Here is a 12,955-nt window from a genome sequence, read left to right as displayed (position 1 = left end):
GATGTCCGCGCAACATTTTGCCGGTTGGTTCAGCCTATGTGACGCAGTTCACTGGATTTTTACGTATCGGTGTTCACAATATTATGCATTCAAGGGGGATATTTTTGATGAGTACCTATGTTTCCAAGGAGATTCGCGCCGAATTAGACGCTGCGCGAATCGCATCCCTGAAGAAATCCAGCCGTTTGCGGGTAGAGATTGGCGACAATCGCTACAAAATCCTCAAACTGTGGAAAGACGGTTTTACGGTCGAGGCCGAGACCACGCCGCGCCTGCGCGGGCTGGTCGATATCTACGACGGCGCCAACCACCTGTATCAGTGCCTGATCATCGCGGATGAGGAAGAGGGTGGCGAAATGCGATACGAGTTCAAGCGCAGCACCGCCGCCCATGACAAAGCGCCGCTGGATTTCTACCGCGCCCCGGATGCCCCAATCGCGTTGCTGGGGCACGAGGAGTAGGCGAAACCTCTCGGGCCGGGTTTTGTCGGTCGGTGCCGCTACAGCAATCCGGCCCGGCGAGAGCAGGCTTATTGCAGGTCTCCAAACGCCTGTTTCAACCGGGCGCAGGCCTCTTCCACCCGTGCGCGTTGGGTGGCCAGATTGAACCGTTCAAAGGTTTCTCCACCCTTTCCAAATCCGGGGCCGGAAGACGAGGCAATCCGGGCGTCCTCGCGCAGGCGTCGGACAAATTCGGCATGATCCATACCGGTGCCCGAGAAATCGACCCACGCCAGATAGGTCGCCTGCAGGGGCATCGACCATAGGCCGGGGATATCCGCGATGGCGGCATCAAACAGGCGGCGGTTGCCGTCCAGATGCGCGACCTGGGCATCGACCCATTCGGCCCCTTCCGGCGAATAGGCGGCGGTGATCATGGCGACGCCCAGTGCGCCGGGGTCATAGTCCAGCGTAACCAACCGGTGATTCATCGCCGCGCGCAGCTTTGGGTCGGGGATGATCATATTGCCGGTGCGCTGTCCGGCGATGTTGAAGGTCTTCGATGCTGCCGTCAGCGTCACGGTCCAAGGGCGCGCCTCGGGCGCTGCAACATCCATCGGGACGAACTTGGCTCCGGGGTAAACCAGATCGTGATGGATTTCGTCTGATACCAATATCAGCCCGTTACGTTCCGCGAATGCAGCGACCGCCTTCAGTTCATCAGATGTCCAAACGCGCCCCGAGGGGTTCTGGGGCGAGCACCACAGCAACAGTTTTTCCGACCCGTCCAGCCGCGACTGCGCGTCTTCCAGATCGATCCCATAGCTGTCACCATCTCGGACCAGCGGGCATTCCACCACGCGGCGGCCGGACTTGTTCACCTTGTGCGCGAACTCATGGTAGACGGGGGTGAAGATCACCACGCCGTCGCCCGGATCGCTCCAGACGTCCAGGCACAGGGCGATTGCATTGCCCAGCCCTTGCGTGGTCAGAATCCAATCGGTGTCGATCTGCCAGTCATGCCGGTTCTGCATCCACCACTGGACCGCACCCAGATACTCGGGGTGCTTCCACGAATAGCCAAACACCCCATGATCCGCAGCGCGCCGGACCGCATCGATCACGCAGGGGGCTGTCTGGTAATCGGAATCGGCGGTCCACATGGCCAACCCGTCCTCGGGCGAAACGCCATAGAGTTGCTCCATCTTGTCCCATTTTGAACTCTGGGTGCCGCGGCGGTCGATCAGGGTGTTGAAGGTCATGTCAGCTCCGTTTCTCTGGCCGAAAGCTAACGGCAAATCGGGCATGTGCAAGGGGGGCGTTGCGGCGGCGGGCGCGATGGCCTAAATCAGCCCCATGAAACGCAATATCCTGATCCATCCCGACCCCCGCCTGAAAAAGGTCTGCGCGCCCGTGGCTGATCTGACGGACGAGCTGCGCAAGCTGGCCGACGACATGCTGGAGACGATGTATGACGCGCCCGGTATCGGTCTGGCCGCACCGCAGATCGGCGTGCTGGATCGGCTGATCGTGCTGGATTGCGTCAAGGAAGAGGGCGAGGCCCCGCGCCCGCTGGTCATGTTCAACCCCGAGATCATTGCGTCTTCGGACGAAACCAATGTGTATGAGGAAGGTTGCCTGTCGATCCCCGAACAATATGCCGAGGTGACGCGCCCCAAGGTCGTGGATGTGGCCTGGATGGATCAGAACGGTAACGCCCAGCACGAGACGTTCGACGGTCTTTGGGCCACCTGCGTACAGCATGAGATCGACCATCTGAACGGCAAGTTGTTCATCGATTACCTCAAACCGCTGAAACGGCAGATGATCACGCGCAAGATGCAGAAGCTGAAACGCGAAAAGGCGCGCACATGACGGTTCGCACCTGCCTGCCGTGGCCTGACAAACGCCTGCGCGCCAAGGCTGCGGACGTGGCTGAAATCACCGATGACATCCGCGCAATCTGGGATGACATGATCGATACCATGGAGGCGATGCCGGGCGTTGGCCTTGCTGCTACCCAGATCGGGGTGATGCTGCGGTTGGCCGTGGTGGATGGCTCGACCGAGCGGGGCCGGGCCGTGCGGCTTGCGAATCCGGAAATCCTGCACAGTTCGATCGAATTGCGCGAACATGAGGAGGCCAGCCCGAACCTGCCCGGCGTGTCGGCCAAAGTGAAGCGCCCGCGCGCTGTGACGGTCAAATTTCTGAACGAAAACGGGATGATCGATCGCCGCGATTTTGTGGGCATCGAAGCCACCAGCGTTCAGCATCAGATCGACCATCTGAACGGGCGGATGTATTTCGACCGGCTGAGCAAGGTCAAACGCGACATGCTGCTGCGCAAGGCGCGAAAATCAACGTAGGCCGGGCTTCAGCCCGGCACCCGCATAACCTGGAGCCGATCATGCGCGTCATTTTCATGGGTACGCCCGATTTCTCGGTCCCGGTTCTGGATGCGCTGGTCGATGCCGGGCATGAGATCGCCGCTGTCTACTGCCAACCGCCGCGCCCGGCGGGTCGCGGTAAGAAGGATCGACAAACCCCGGTTCATGCCCGGGCCGAGGCGCTGGGCCTGATGGTCCGCCATCCGGTATCGCTGAAATCACCCGAGGAACAGGCCGCCTTTGCCGCATTGAACGCCGATGTGGCGGTTGTCGTCGCTTATGGGCTGATCCTGCCACAAGCCATTCTGGATGCGCCCGCGCAGGGCTGTTTGAACATCCATGCCAGCCTGTTGCCGCGTTGGCGCGGCGCGGCCCCGATCCATCGCGCGATCATGGCGGGGGATGCGGAAACCGGTGTCTGTATCATGCAGATGGAGGCCGGTCTGGACACCGGCCCGGTCCTGCTGCGGCAAGCGACCCCGATTCAGTCTGAGGAAACGACGGCCCAGCTGCACGACCGCCTGTCAGTTATGGGTGCGGATCTGATCGTTGACGCGCTGAGCCGCCTGTCCGATCTGACGCCCGAGCCGCAGCCAGAGGATGGTGTGACCTATGCCTCGAAGATCGACAAGGCCGAGGCGCGGATCGATTGGTCGCGCTCGGCGGAACAGATCGACCGCCAGATTCGTGGCCTGTCGCCATTTCCGGGGGCCTGGACCGAAATGGACGGTGAGCGCATCAAATTGCTGGCCTCGCGCCGCGCAGACGGGCAGGGCCAGCCGGGGCAGGTGCTGAATGATGATCTGCATGTGGCTTGCGGGCAGGGCGCGGTCGAGCTGCTGCGCTTGCAAAGGGCTGGTAAAGGTGCGCAGGATCGGGAAACCTTTCTGCGCGGCTGTCCGATCCCGATCGGCACACGGCTGACATCGGAGTAACACTGAATGTTCATGGTCTTGATGGGTACAGTCGTGATCGCCGGGATCGTCGGATACCTGTCCGAGAAAACCGGCTTTACCCATAACGGCTATCTGCAATCGATCATCATCTGCGTCGGCGGGGCCTTCCTGTTCTATTTCGTGCGCATCATGTTCGGTATCAGCTTTGGCCCACCGGGGCTGAACGCGGTTTTGTCCTCAATCGGCGCGCTGATCATCGTGCCGACCCATTGGAGGAGATGACATGCCCGTCATCGCCCTGATCGTCATCGGCGCGGCTGCGGGTTTTCTGGCCACCCGCCTGATGCGGATCGAGGCTGATATCCCCACGACAATGCTGATCGGTATCGTGGGCGCTCTGGTCGGGGGTTTCCTGCTGCGCGCTTTAGCGACGATGATGGGGTGGTTGTCAGGTTTTGTCGGCGCGGTGCTGGGGGCTTTGCTGGTGATCTGGCTGTGGCAGGTCATCCGCCGCCGTTAGGCCTTGACCTTTCTCGGCATCACCCGCCAGATCACAGAAAATCTGATGACAGGTGGCCCATGTCCTATGATCTGAACCCCGGTGACGTCGCCCTGATGGGCGTTCCGCTGGACCTGCACTCTTCCTTTCTGCAAGGTCCGGCCTTCGCACCCGGACGCATTCGCGAGGCGCTGCATTCGGGTGCCGCCAATCTGACGGCCGAGGGTGGCACCGACCTTGGCGCAACCGAACGTTTCAGGGATACCGGCGATCTGGACGTGTTCGAGATGCGCGGGCAGGAGCCCATCAACCGGATCGAAGCCGGGGCCGCGCAGCGCATTTCAACCGGGGCGCGGTTGTTGTCGCTGGGCGGCGATCACTCGGTCGCGTTCCCTTTGATCAAGGCCCATGCCGAGCGGTATGAGGGGCTGAACATCCTGCATATCGACGCGCATCCCGACCTCTATGACACGCAGGATATCGGTCCGCTGGGTCATGGCTGCCCCTTTGCGCGGGTGATGGAAAGCTGTCAGATCAACCGTCTGGTGCAGGTCGGCATTCGCACCATGAACGCGCATCAACGCGAACAGGCCGACAAGTTCGGCGTCGAAGTTATCGACATGCGCAACTGGCGCGCGGACTTACACCTGTCTTTCGATGGACCGGTTTACCTGTCGCTGGATCTGGACGCGCTGGACCCGGCCTTTGCGCCCGGCGTGTCCCACCACGAACCCGGCGGGCTGAGCACACGCGAGGTGATCGACTTGATCCACCGGTTCGAGGGTCAATTGGTCGGCGCTGATATCGTCGAATTGAACCCCCACCGCGACCCCTATGGCATGACCGCGATGGTGGCCGCGAAATTCGTTAAGGAGATCGGTGCAAGGTTGTTGACGCGCTGAACCTATCGCTCGTCGCAGACAGAGGCTGAGCCCAGCCGGGGTGCTGCGCGCGTGGTCATGTCGAACCGGTCGGTCTCGGCAGCGGTCATCCAGTGCATCTGGTCCGCAGGGGCGGCTTCTAGCGTGAACCAGTAAAACTCGTCATCCACGCCGATGTCCTGAAAATAGTCCAGATAGCGGTCGTGTTCCGGGTCATCCTCGGGCAACTCGGTTGCGACAATTCCCGACCCGCTCCAACTGTGAACGCCGACGCAGGCGCCGGGGTGCAAGGTGCGTTTATGGCCAGCCAGAAACAGATCGGTGCCGCCTGATGCGACCAGACCGCCCGAGGGGACAACCGTGTTGAATCCTTCGTCATGGACAACGCGGCTGAAGACGACATTGGCGTCATCGTCCACCGAACCTTCGATGTACTGCAGAACAAGGGTCGAGGCCTGCGGGTTCTGTTCGATTGCATCTTCGAACGCATCCAATGTGGTGTGATCGATCGTGCCCGTGGCGATGATCTGATCGCCTTGGGCGACGAAACCTACTGGCGTGTAGGACTCGCCGCAGGCCGCCAACAGGGACAATCCCGCCAGAACCGACAATGCTTTCATCTGAATCCGCGCTCCGAATGGTTTTGCACTTGGTAGCAGCGCAGGGGCGAGCCGTCCATCTTGGCGCTATTGGCGGGGTGGGCGGGCCTTATAGACGGGCAATTGCCAGCCGAACAGCAGCGAGCCAGCCCGCAGCGCCCAGCAGACCAAGGCGCACAGGCCCAGCGTCAGAAGGCCATCCAATCCCAGCTTTGTCGCCAATACGGCAGTCAAAGCCCCCGCAAAAGCGCAGGACACATAGAGCTGCCCCTGTTTCAGGACCAACGGAACCTCATTGCAGACCACATCCCGCATCAATCCGCCCAGACATCCCGTGGTCACGCCCATCAATACAACAATGGTACCGGACTGTCCCAGCGACAGGGCCGCACCGGTGCCCGCCGCAACGGCAATGGACAGGGCGAAACTGTCCAGCCAGACCAGCCAGTTGTATCTGCTTTCAACCAGATGCGCGGTGAAAAACACCAGCACCGCCGCTGCAACCGCGATCAGGATGTAATCGGGCTGGCCGACCCAGAAGACCGGATGCCGATCCAGCAGCAAGTCGCGCACGGTGCCGCCGCCCACGGCAGTCAGACAGGCGATGAAGGCAAAACCCACCAGATCAAGCTGTGCGCGACTGGCCACCAACGCACCGGTCAGGGCAAAAATCAGAACCGAGACATAGTCGAGCAGCGCAAGACCGCTCACGCCTGTGCCTTTTTGGGTTTGAACGGGGCCATGCCTGCACGGGCAAGCTCATCGGCTTTTTCGTTTTCCGGGTGGCCCGCATGACCTTTGACCCATTCCCACGTCACGTCATGCCGGTCTTGCGCGGTATCCAGCCTCTGCCACAGGTCCACATTCTTGACGGGCTTTTTGTTCGAGGTTTTCCACCCGTTCCGCTTCCACCCGAAAATCCACCCGGTCACACCGTTTTTCACATAGGCGCTGTCGGTGACGATGGTGATGGTCGAGGGCCGCTCGAGCGTTTCAAGCGCGCTGATTGCGGCCAGCAATTCCATCCGGTTGTTGGTGGTCTCGGCCTCGCCACCTTTCAATTCGCGTTCTTTCAGAACGGTTTCCCCGTCCATTGCGCGCAGCAGCACGCCCCAGCCGCCCGGTCCGGGGTTGCCGGAACAGGCGCCATCCGTATAGGCAAACAGATCAGGCATGCGCGGCCAGCGAAATGAAGTCAGAGACCGAACCGTCCAGCCCGGTGCCGCTGCCAAGCCTTTGATCGGTGATGGTGAAACCTGCGTCTTTCAGATAGGTCTTCAATTCGTCCTCGGAGTAGTAACTGTAATAGCGCCCCAAACGGTCGGGGCCTTCGCCTTCACCCAGTTTCATGGCGATGAAGAACGCACCGCCAGATTTCAAGGCGCGGTGAATGGCGCTGAGATGTGTGGGGAAGGCGGCGCGCGTGGCGTGCAGCAGGCTGAAATTGGCCCAGATGCCATCGTAGACCCCGTCAGCCTCCAGCGCGTCAAAGCTGGCATGGCGCGCCGAAACACCGGGATGGGCCGAGGCCAGCCTGACCATTTCGGCAGATGCATCCGTCGCGTCGACCTGCAACCCGGCTTGCGCCATCAGCGCGGCGGACGTTCCGGGCCCGCAGCCCAGATCCAGAACTCTGCCGCCTTCGGGCACGGCCTGAATAAATCGCGTCAGTTGCGGGTCGCCCGTATTGTCGTCATCCGTCAGCGCGGCATAGCGCGCGGCCTGCGCGTCATAGACGGAAATGGTGTCGCGGTCGCTCATAGGTAAACTCCAACGGCAAGACACATAAGCACGATGACGGTCAGCAGAATACGCAGCCGCATCCACCAGTTCGGGGCCAGACCCCAGTACCAGAACAGCGCGTCCAGCACCAAAAGCCCGGCAAAGCCGGTCATCAGGTTGGTGCCGGCGGTCACCGGGCCGCCTCCGGTCATGAAAAACGCCCAAAGCGCTGGAAGGACGGACAGCGTATAGCCCACCGTTGCCTTGCTGCCCGAGGTCTTAGTGGCAAAGCCCCACAGCACGCCCGACATGAAGCTGAGGATCACCGAACCATAGAACAACTGAACGTAGGGGCCAACAAAACGTGGCCCGATCTCGCGCGTGCCCCAGGTTTGCAGGTCCGTGTTCAGATAGGTCAATGCGCCCCAGATAAACGGGATCAGACCCGCCAGACCCAGATATAGTGCCGACTTGGGTACGCCGTTCACGCGGGTTGCCTCAGAACACGGGGGACTTTGAACTCGACGTTTTCCTTGGCGGTTTGGGCCAGTTCAACTGTCACATCGTATTGCTCGCGAAATGCGTCGATAACCTCGTTCACCAGCACTTCGGGGGCCGATGCCCCGGCCGTGATCGCGACGCTTTTGATCCCCTCTAGCGCGCGCCAATCAATGTCAGGCGCGCGTTGCACCAGCTGCGCATAGGTGCATCCGGCGCGCGATGCGACCTCGACCAATCGGCGTGAGTTTGACGAGTTCGGCGCGCCGACCACCAGCAAAGCGTCTGCTTTTGGGGCGACGGCCTTGACGGCCTCTTGCCGGTTGGTGGTGGCGTAACAGATGTCTTCCTTGTGGGGGCCGACGATAGAAGGGAACCTTGCCTGAAGCGCGGCGATGATGTCCTTGGTGTCGTCAACCGACAGGGTGGTCTGGGTGACAAAGGCCAGCTTGTCGGGGGTGCGTACCTGAACTTCGGCCACGTCCTCGACCGTTTCGACAAGCAGCACCTCGCCTTCAGGCAGTTGCCCCATGGTGCCGACGGTTTCCGGATGCCCCTTGTGGCCGATCATGATCATCTGCAACCCGGCCTCATAGTGGCGCTGCGCCTCGATATGCACTTTCGATACCAGCGGGCAGGTCGCGTCGACATAGATCATCTCGCGCTGGGACGCCTCGGCTGGTACCGATTTCGGCACGCCATGCGCGGAAAAGATCACCGGGCGGTCATCGGGGCATTCGTCCAGTTCGCTGACAAAAACAGCGCCTTTTTCGCGCAGCCCGTCGACAACGAATTTGTTGTGCACGATCTCATGGCGCACATAGACGGGTGCGCCCCATTTCTGCAGCGCCATCTCGACGATTTTGATGGCACGGTCTACGCCTGCGCAAAAGCCGCGCGGGGCGGCCAGATACAGTGTCAGTGGCGGCTTGGTCATGTCGCTGTCTCCTTACTGCACAGGTAAGTCTTTTCCCGGCCTTGGTCCAGACAGGACAGCGTCATTGATCTGACATGAATCGGTGCTAGCCAGACGATGTTTCAGAACCAATCCATAGTTAAGGAAGCGCGGCCAGGGTGGTGAATCCTGACCGCGCAAATTTTTCCATCGATGTCGGGCCGAAAGATCAGCCGCCCGAGGCAACCGCGACGCTGCGCGGTTCAGCGGTCATCTCGCGCGGAGGGCGGCCGATGACGTCCCGCAGATCTTCCAGTTCGATGAAGTTGTCCGCCTGGCGGCGCAGCTCGTCCGAGATCATCGGCGGCTGGCTGCGGATGGTCGAGACAACCGAAACGCGCACACCCTGACGCTGCAGGCTGGCGATCAGCGGGCGGAAATCCCCATCGCCCGAGAACAGCACGATATGATCGACCCGTGGTGCAAGCTCCATGGCATCGACGGTCAGTTCGATATCCATGTTCCCTTTGACTTTCCGACGCCCCATGCTGTCGGTGTATTCCTTGGCCGGTTTCGTGACCATGGTGAAGCCATTGTAATGCAGCCAGTCCACCAATGGGCGGATCGGCGAATATTCGTCATTTTCAAGCAGCGCTGTGTAGTAAAAGGCCCGAAGCAACTTGCCACGGCGCATGAATTCCTGCCGCAGAAGTTTGTAGTCGATGTCGAACCCGAGTGCTTTGGCGGCGGCATAAAGATTTGAGCCGTCGATGAACAGCGCTAGCCGTTCGTCTTTATAAAACATAAATATTTCCTTCCGGTACAATGCAGCGCGTTGAGTGATTGGTGTGTGAGTGTAAATATGTCGCGCTGTAGTGACCCTATAATTAGGGCTTTTGTTGGCCATCGCAAGTATGCAGTGCGCCGAACATAGGAAGATACATGAGCGATTCCGCGCGAAATGCTATAGTTGCCCTAGGGGCAAATCTCAATTTGAGAGGATTTGGACCCGAAGTGACACTTCGACGCGCCCTTGACGCGCTTTCACGTCATGGGGTGGTGATTCGCGCTGTCAGCCGGTTTTTTGCGACCCCCTGTTTCCCCGCAGGGGCGGGGCCGGATTACGTGAATGCGGCGGCGGCGATCGACACTGACCTTTCGCCGCCAGAGCTTTTGGACGTGCTGCATGCGATCGAGCATGAGTTTGGGCGCGAGCGTATACAGCGATGGGGAGTGCGGACGCTTGATCTGGATCTGGTGTGCTATGCGGATACGGTTCTTCCTGACAAGGCCACCTATGCGCACTGGCTGGATCTGGCCCCGGATGAACAACGGAAGGCGGTGCCGGATCAGTTGATTCTGCCCCATCCCCGCCTACAGGACAGGGCGTTTGTGCTGGTTCCAATGGCGGATATTGCGCCGGATTGGTGCCACCCGGTGTTGCAGCAGACAGTCACACAGATGGTTGCAGCTTTGCCTGCCGGGGATGTTCAGGCCGTCACGCCCCTGTGATCCCTGCTTTTGCGGCATTTCGTGCTTGTCAAGGCGGGCAATCGGTCTTAGATAAGCCTCTTCCTGACATGGATTCAGTAACGGAGAGCGCCCCATGGCCCGCGTGACGGTTGAAGATTGCGTTGACAAGGTTCCAAACCGGTTCGAACTGGTGATGCTGGCGGCCCACCGGGCGCGCGAGATTTCTGCCGGCGGTCCGATCACTGTGGATCGTGACAACGACAAAAACCCCGTCGTTTCCCTGCGCGAGATCGCCGATGAGACCCAAAGCGCGGACGAACTGCGCGAGCGTCTGATCGAGGCCAACCAGACCCAGATCGAGGTGGACGAGCCGGAAGAAGATCAGATGGCGCTGCTGATGGGTGCGGAATCCGACAAGCCTGCGGATGACGATATGTCCGAAGAGAAGCTGCTGCGCGCTCTGATGGAGGCTCAAGGCCAGGGGTAAGCCCCAAGCTACACGAAGGTGCGGACCGGATGATCTCTGCTGACGACCTGATTGCGCTGGTCCGCAACTACAACCCCAAGACTAATGCTGATCGCATCGCCCGGGCCTATGAGTTCGGGATGCAGATGCACGAGGGGCAATTCCGCCACTCGGGCGAGCCCTATTTCACCCATCCCGTTGCCGTTGCCGCTATTCTGACCGAACAGCGTTTGGATGATGCGACCATCATCACGGCCCTGCTGCACGACACGATCGAGGACACAAAGGCCAGCTATGGCAAAGTGGCCGATCTGTTCGGGAATGAGGTTGCCGAGCTTGTCGATGGTGTCACCAAGCTGACCAACCTGCAATTGTCCAGCCGGGAAACCAAGCAGGCGGAAAACTTCCGCAAACTGTTCATGGCCATGTCCAAGGATCTGCGGGTCATTCTGGTCAAGCTGGCCGACCGTCTGCACAACATGCGCACGATCAAGGCGATGCGCCCGGAAAAGCAGGTAATCAAGGCGCGCGAGACGATGGACATCTACGCGCCGCTTGCGGGCCGGATGGGGATGCAATGGATGCGTGAGGAGTTGGAAGACCTCGCCTTTCGTGTCCTGAACCCCGAAGGCCGCCAATCGATCATCCGCCGCTTCATCACGCTGCAACGGGAAACCGGCGACGTGATCCACCGCATCACCGGTGACATGCGGCACGAGCTGGACAAGGCCGGGATCGAGGCCGAGGTGTTTGGTCGCGCCAAGAAACCCTATTCGATCTGGCGCAAGATGCAGGAAAAGGATCAGGGCTTTTCCCGCCTGTCCGACATCTACGGGTTCCGCATCATCACGCCCAGCGAAGAAGACTGCTATCGCACCCTCGGCGCAATTCACCAGCGCTGGCGCGCGGTGCCGGGGCGGTTCAAGGATTACATCAGCCAGCCGAAATCGAACGGCTACCGCTCGATCCACACCACGGTGTCGGGCCGCGATGGCAAACGGGTCGAGGTACAGATCCGCACTCGTCAAATGCATGACGTGGCCGAAACCGGCGTTGCAGCGCATTGGTCCTATCGCGATGGGGTGCGCACGGAAAACCCCTTTGCCGTTGACCCGGCCAAGTGGATTTCCAACCTGACCGAACAGTTCGATAACGAGGAGGATCACGAAGATTTCCTCGAGGCTGTGAAGCTTGAGATGTATTCCGATCAGGTGTTCTGCTTTACGCCCAAGGGTGACGTGGTGAAACTGCCACGTGGGGCGACGCCGATCGATTTTGCCTATGCAATCCACACCCGCATCGGCCATGCCTGCGTGGGGGCCAAGGTCGATGGCATCCGCGTGCCGTTGTGGACCCGTCTCAAGAACGGTCAGTCGGTGGACATCATCACGGCTGACGGTCAGACGCCGCAGGTCACATGGCTTGAGATCGCTGTCACCGGCAAGGCCCGCACGGCCATCCGGCGTGCCCTGCGCGAAGTCGACCGCGAGCGATTTATCAAGCTGGGCAAGGAACTGGCGCGTTCGGGCTTTGAGCATGTGGGACGCAAGGCAACCGACAAAGCGCTGGACACCGCCGCCAAACACCTGCGTCTGAAGGATCGCCACGAATTGCTGGCCCGTCTGGGCAGCGCCGAACTGACCGCCCATGACGTGGTCGAGGCGGTTTACCCCGAACTGACCAAGGACGAAGGTGACGCCATCCCGCTGCGCCGCGCGGTGATCGGCCTGGAACCGGGGCAGAAGTTCGACCGCGCGCCCTGCTGCCAGCCCTTGCCCGGTGAACGCATCGTCGGCATTACCTATCGCGGCAAGGGCGTGGTCGTGCATGCCATTGATTGCGACCGTCTGGGCGAGTTTGAAAATGAACCCGAACGCTGGGTCGATCTGCACTGGCATTCCGGCACACACCCCGCCGTTTATGGCGCGACGCTGGATCTGACCATTGGCAATGACGCCGGTGTGTTGGGGCGCATTTGCACATTGATCGGCGAGAAAAAGGCCAATATCTCGAACCTGGAATTCGTTGACCGGAAACCGGATTTTTACCGCCTGCTGATCAATGTGGAACTGCGCGATCTGGAACAGTTGCATTCCCTGATGCTGACGCTTGAGGCTGAAAGCGACGTTGCCGCTGTCGAGCGATACCGGGACCGGGCCAAATCACCCGTTTCGGCCGGCTGAGAAGGGGTGATCAGGA

The 12,955-nt window shown here is 60.5% G+C and carries 18 protein-coding genes; 10 read left to right on the top strand and 8 right to left on the bottom strand.

Annotated elements, in window-relative coordinates:
- Window positions 1-107 precede the first annotated feature (107 nt).
- Complete coding sequence (locus ACR0AC_RS16620; RefSeq protein ID WP_170454691.1) at window positions 108-461, top strand: hypothetical protein; 354 nt, start codon at window positions 108-110, stop codon at window positions 459-461.
- 68 nt (window positions 462-529) lie between these two features.
- Here the strand turns inward: ACR0AC_RS16620 and ACR0AC_RS16615 are convergent, their stop codons facing one another.
- A complete protein-coding gene (locus ACR0AC_RS16615; protein WP_170454689.1) occupies window positions 530-1,702 on the bottom strand; it encodes a MalY/PatB family protein in 1,173 nt (390 codons plus the stop codon).
- A gap of 94 nt (window positions 1,703-1,796) precedes the next feature.
- Between ACR0AC_RS16615 and def (ACR0AC_RS16610) the strand changes: the two genes are divergently transcribed.
- The 6 genes from def (ACR0AC_RS16610) to speB are packed head-to-tail and all read left to right on the top strand — an operon-like array spanning window position 1,797 to window position 5,124.
- Complete coding sequence (def, locus tag ACR0AC_RS16610; protein WP_170454687.1) at window positions 1,797-2,315, top strand: peptide deformylase; 519 nt, start codon at window positions 1,797-1,799, stop codon at window positions 2,313-2,315.
- Window positions 2,312-2,806 carry a peptide deformylase gene (gene def / locus ACR0AC_RS16605; protein WP_170454685.1) on the top strand — a complete coding sequence of 165 codons (495 nt, stop codon included), beginning with the start codon at window positions 2,312-2,314 and terminating at the stop codon, window positions 2,804-2,806. Before def (ACR0AC_RS16610) ends, def (ACR0AC_RS16605) begins: the two co-directional genes overlap by 4 nt.
- A 41-nt stretch (window positions 2,807-2,847) precedes the next feature.
- Entirely contained in the window at window positions 2,848-3,762 is a 915-nt protein-coding gene (gene fmt / locus ACR0AC_RS16600) for a methionyl-tRNA formyltransferase (protein ID WP_480874899.1), read from the top strand.
- A gap of 6 nt (window positions 3,763-3,768) precedes the next feature.
- On the top strand, window positions 3,769-4,005 hold the full coding sequence (locus ACR0AC_RS16595; protein WP_170454681.1) for a hypothetical protein: 237 nt from the start codon (window positions 3,769-3,771) through the stop codon (window positions 4,003-4,005).
- Window position 4,006: 1 nt separating this feature from the next.
- On the top strand, window positions 4,007-4,243 hold the full coding sequence (locus tag ACR0AC_RS16590) for a GlsB/YeaQ/YmgE family stress response membrane protein (protein ID WP_170454679.1): 237 nt from the start codon (window positions 4,007-4,009) through the stop codon (window positions 4,241-4,243).
- 59 nt (window positions 4,244-4,302) lie between these two features.
- A complete protein-coding gene (gene speB, locus ACR0AC_RS16585) occupies window positions 4,303-5,124 on the top strand; it encodes an agmatinase (RefSeq protein ID WP_170520262.1) in 822 nt (273 codons plus the stop codon).
- A 2-nt stretch (window positions 5,125-5,126) separates the two neighbouring features.
- Here the strand turns inward: speB and ACR0AC_RS16580 are convergent, their stop codons facing one another.
- The 7 genes from ACR0AC_RS16580 to ACR0AC_RS16550 form a co-directional block, all read right to left on the bottom strand.
- Window positions 5,127-5,723: a COG3904 family protein gene (locus ACR0AC_RS16580; protein ID WP_480874894.1), complete on the bottom strand. Its 597-nt coding sequence runs from the start codon at window positions 5,721-5,723 to the stop codon at window positions 5,127-5,129.
- Window positions 5,724-5,789: 66 nt separating this feature from the next.
- Window positions 5,790-6,413, bottom strand: coding sequence for a trimeric intracellular cation channel family protein (locus ACR0AC_RS16575; protein ID WP_480874892.1), 624 nt, complete (start codon window positions 6,411-6,413; stop codon window positions 5,790-5,792).
- The gene (rnhA, locus tag ACR0AC_RS16570) at window positions 6,410-6,877 is read right to left on the bottom strand and encodes a ribonuclease HI (protein ID WP_170454671.1); all 468 of its coding nucleotides are present in this window, start codon (window positions 6,875-6,877) and stop codon (window positions 6,410-6,412) included. Before rnhA ends, ACR0AC_RS16575 begins: the two co-directional genes overlap by 4 nt.
- Window positions 6,870-7,463 (bottom strand): class I SAM-dependent methyltransferase, encoded by a 594-nt coding sequence (locus tag ACR0AC_RS16565; protein ID WP_170454669.1) that lies wholly within the window; start codon window positions 7,461-7,463, stop codon window positions 6,870-6,872. Before ACR0AC_RS16565 ends, rnhA begins: the two co-directional genes overlap by 8 nt.
- The gene (locus tag ACR0AC_RS16560; protein WP_480874888.1) at window positions 7,460-7,912 is read right to left on the bottom strand and encodes a DUF3429 domain-containing protein; all 453 of its coding nucleotides are present in this window, start codon (window positions 7,910-7,912) and stop codon (window positions 7,460-7,462) included. The genes ACR0AC_RS16565 and ACR0AC_RS16560 overlap by 4 nt, the downstream gene beginning before the upstream one ends.
- Window positions 7,909-8,859: a 4-hydroxy-3-methylbut-2-enyl diphosphate reductase gene (gene ispH / locus ACR0AC_RS16555; RefSeq protein ID WP_480874887.1), complete on the bottom strand. Its 951-nt coding sequence runs from the start codon at window positions 8,857-8,859 to the stop codon at window positions 7,909-7,911. The genes ACR0AC_RS16560 and ispH overlap by 4 nt, the downstream gene beginning before the upstream one ends.
- 187 nt (window positions 8,860-9,046) lie before the next feature.
- A complete protein-coding gene (locus ACR0AC_RS16550; protein ID WP_170454663.1) occupies window positions 9,047-9,622 on the bottom strand; it encodes a LabA-like NYN domain-containing protein in 576 nt (191 codons plus the stop codon).
- Between the two features lie 137 nt (window positions 9,623-9,759).
- Here ACR0AC_RS16550 and folK point away from each other — a divergent pair, with 137 nt between their 5' ends.
- The 3 genes from folK to ACR0AC_RS16535 all read left to right on the top strand — a co-directional run bounded on the left by folK (window position 9,760) and on the right by ACR0AC_RS16535 (window position 12,939).
- Window positions 9,760-10,329 carry a 2-amino-4-hydroxy-6-hydroxymethyldihydropteridine diphosphokinase gene (gene folK / locus ACR0AC_RS16545; protein ID WP_480585355.1) on the top strand — a complete coding sequence of 190 codons (570 nt, stop codon included), beginning with the start codon at window positions 9,760-9,762 and terminating at the stop codon, window positions 10,327-10,329.
- Between the two features lie 94 nt (window positions 10,330-10,423).
- A complete protein-coding gene (gene rpoZ / locus ACR0AC_RS16540; RefSeq protein ID WP_010437681.1) occupies window positions 10,424-10,777 on the top strand; it encodes a DNA-directed RNA polymerase subunit omega in 354 nt (117 codons plus the stop codon).
- Between the two features lie 29 nt (window positions 10,778-10,806).
- Complete coding sequence (locus ACR0AC_RS16535; RefSeq protein WP_480874882.1) at window positions 10,807-12,939, top strand: RelA/SpoT family protein; 2,133 nt, start codon at window positions 10,807-10,809, stop codon at window positions 12,937-12,939.
- Window positions 12,940-12,955: the final 16 nt, after the last annotated feature.

The organism is Ruegeria sp. H7 (assembly GCF_056532945.1).
The sequence above is the reverse complement of the archived record's forward strand: the minus strand, read 5'-3'. Positions and strand labels throughout refer to the sequence as shown.

Excerpts from the sequence above, each read along its gene's own strand:
- ACR0AC_RS16620 (WP_170454691.1), top strand. The coding sequence starts at position 108 with ATGAGTACCTATGTTTCCAAGGAGATTCGCGCCGAATTAGACGCTGCG.
- ACR0AC_RS16615 (WP_170454689.1), bottom strand. The coding sequence starts at position 1,702 with ATGACCTTCAACACCCTGATCGACCGCCGCGGCACCCAGAGTTCAAAA.
- def (WP_170454687.1), top strand. The coding sequence starts at position 1,797 with ATGAAACGCAATATCCTGATCCATCCCGACCCCCGCCTGAAAAAGGTC.
- def (WP_170454685.1), top strand. The coding sequence starts at position 2,312 with ATGACGGTTCGCACCTGCCTGCCGTGGCCTGACAAACGCCTGCGCGCC.
- fmt (WP_480874899.1), top strand. The coding sequence starts at position 2,848 with ATGCGCGTCATTTTCATGGGTACGCCCGATTTCTCGGTCCCGGTTCTG.
- ACR0AC_RS16595 (WP_170454681.1), top strand. The coding sequence starts at position 3,769 with ATGTTCATGGTCTTGATGGGTACAGTCGTGATCGCCGGGATCGTCGGA.
- ACR0AC_RS16590 (WP_170454679.1), top strand. The coding sequence starts at position 4,007 with ATGCCCGTCATCGCCCTGATCGTCATCGGCGCGGCTGCGGGTTTTCTG.
- speB (WP_170520262.1), top strand. The coding sequence starts at position 4,303 with ATGTCCTATGATCTGAACCCCGGTGACGTCGCCCTGATGGGCGTTCCG.
- ACR0AC_RS16580 (WP_480874894.1), bottom strand. The coding sequence starts at position 5,723 with ATGAAAGCATTGTCGGTTCTGGCGGGATTGTCCCTGTTGGCGGCCTGC.
- rnhA (WP_170454671.1), bottom strand. The coding sequence starts at position 6,877 with ATGCCTGATCTGTTTGCCTATACGGATGGCGCCTGTTCCGGCAACCCC.
- ACR0AC_RS16565 (WP_170454669.1), bottom strand. The coding sequence starts at position 7,463 with ATGAGCGACCGCGACACCATTTCCGTCTATGACGCGCAGGCCGCGCGC.
- ispH (WP_480874887.1), bottom strand. The coding sequence starts at position 8,859 with ATGACCAAGCCGCCACTGACACTGTATCTGGCCGCCCCGCGCGGCTTT.
- ACR0AC_RS16550 (WP_170454663.1), bottom strand. The coding sequence starts at position 9,622 with ATGTTTTATAAAGACGAACGGCTAGCGCTGTTCATCGACGGCTCAAAT.
- folK (WP_480585355.1), top strand. The coding sequence starts at position 9,760 with ATGAGCGATTCCGCGCGAAATGCTATAGTTGCCCTAGGGGCAAATCTC.
- rpoZ (WP_010437681.1), top strand. The coding sequence starts at position 10,424 with ATGGCCCGCGTGACGGTTGAAGATTGCGTTGACAAGGTTCCAAACCGG.
- ACR0AC_RS16535 (WP_480874882.1), top strand. The coding sequence starts at position 10,807 with ATGATCTCTGCTGACGACCTGATTGCGCTGGTCCGCAACTACAACCCC.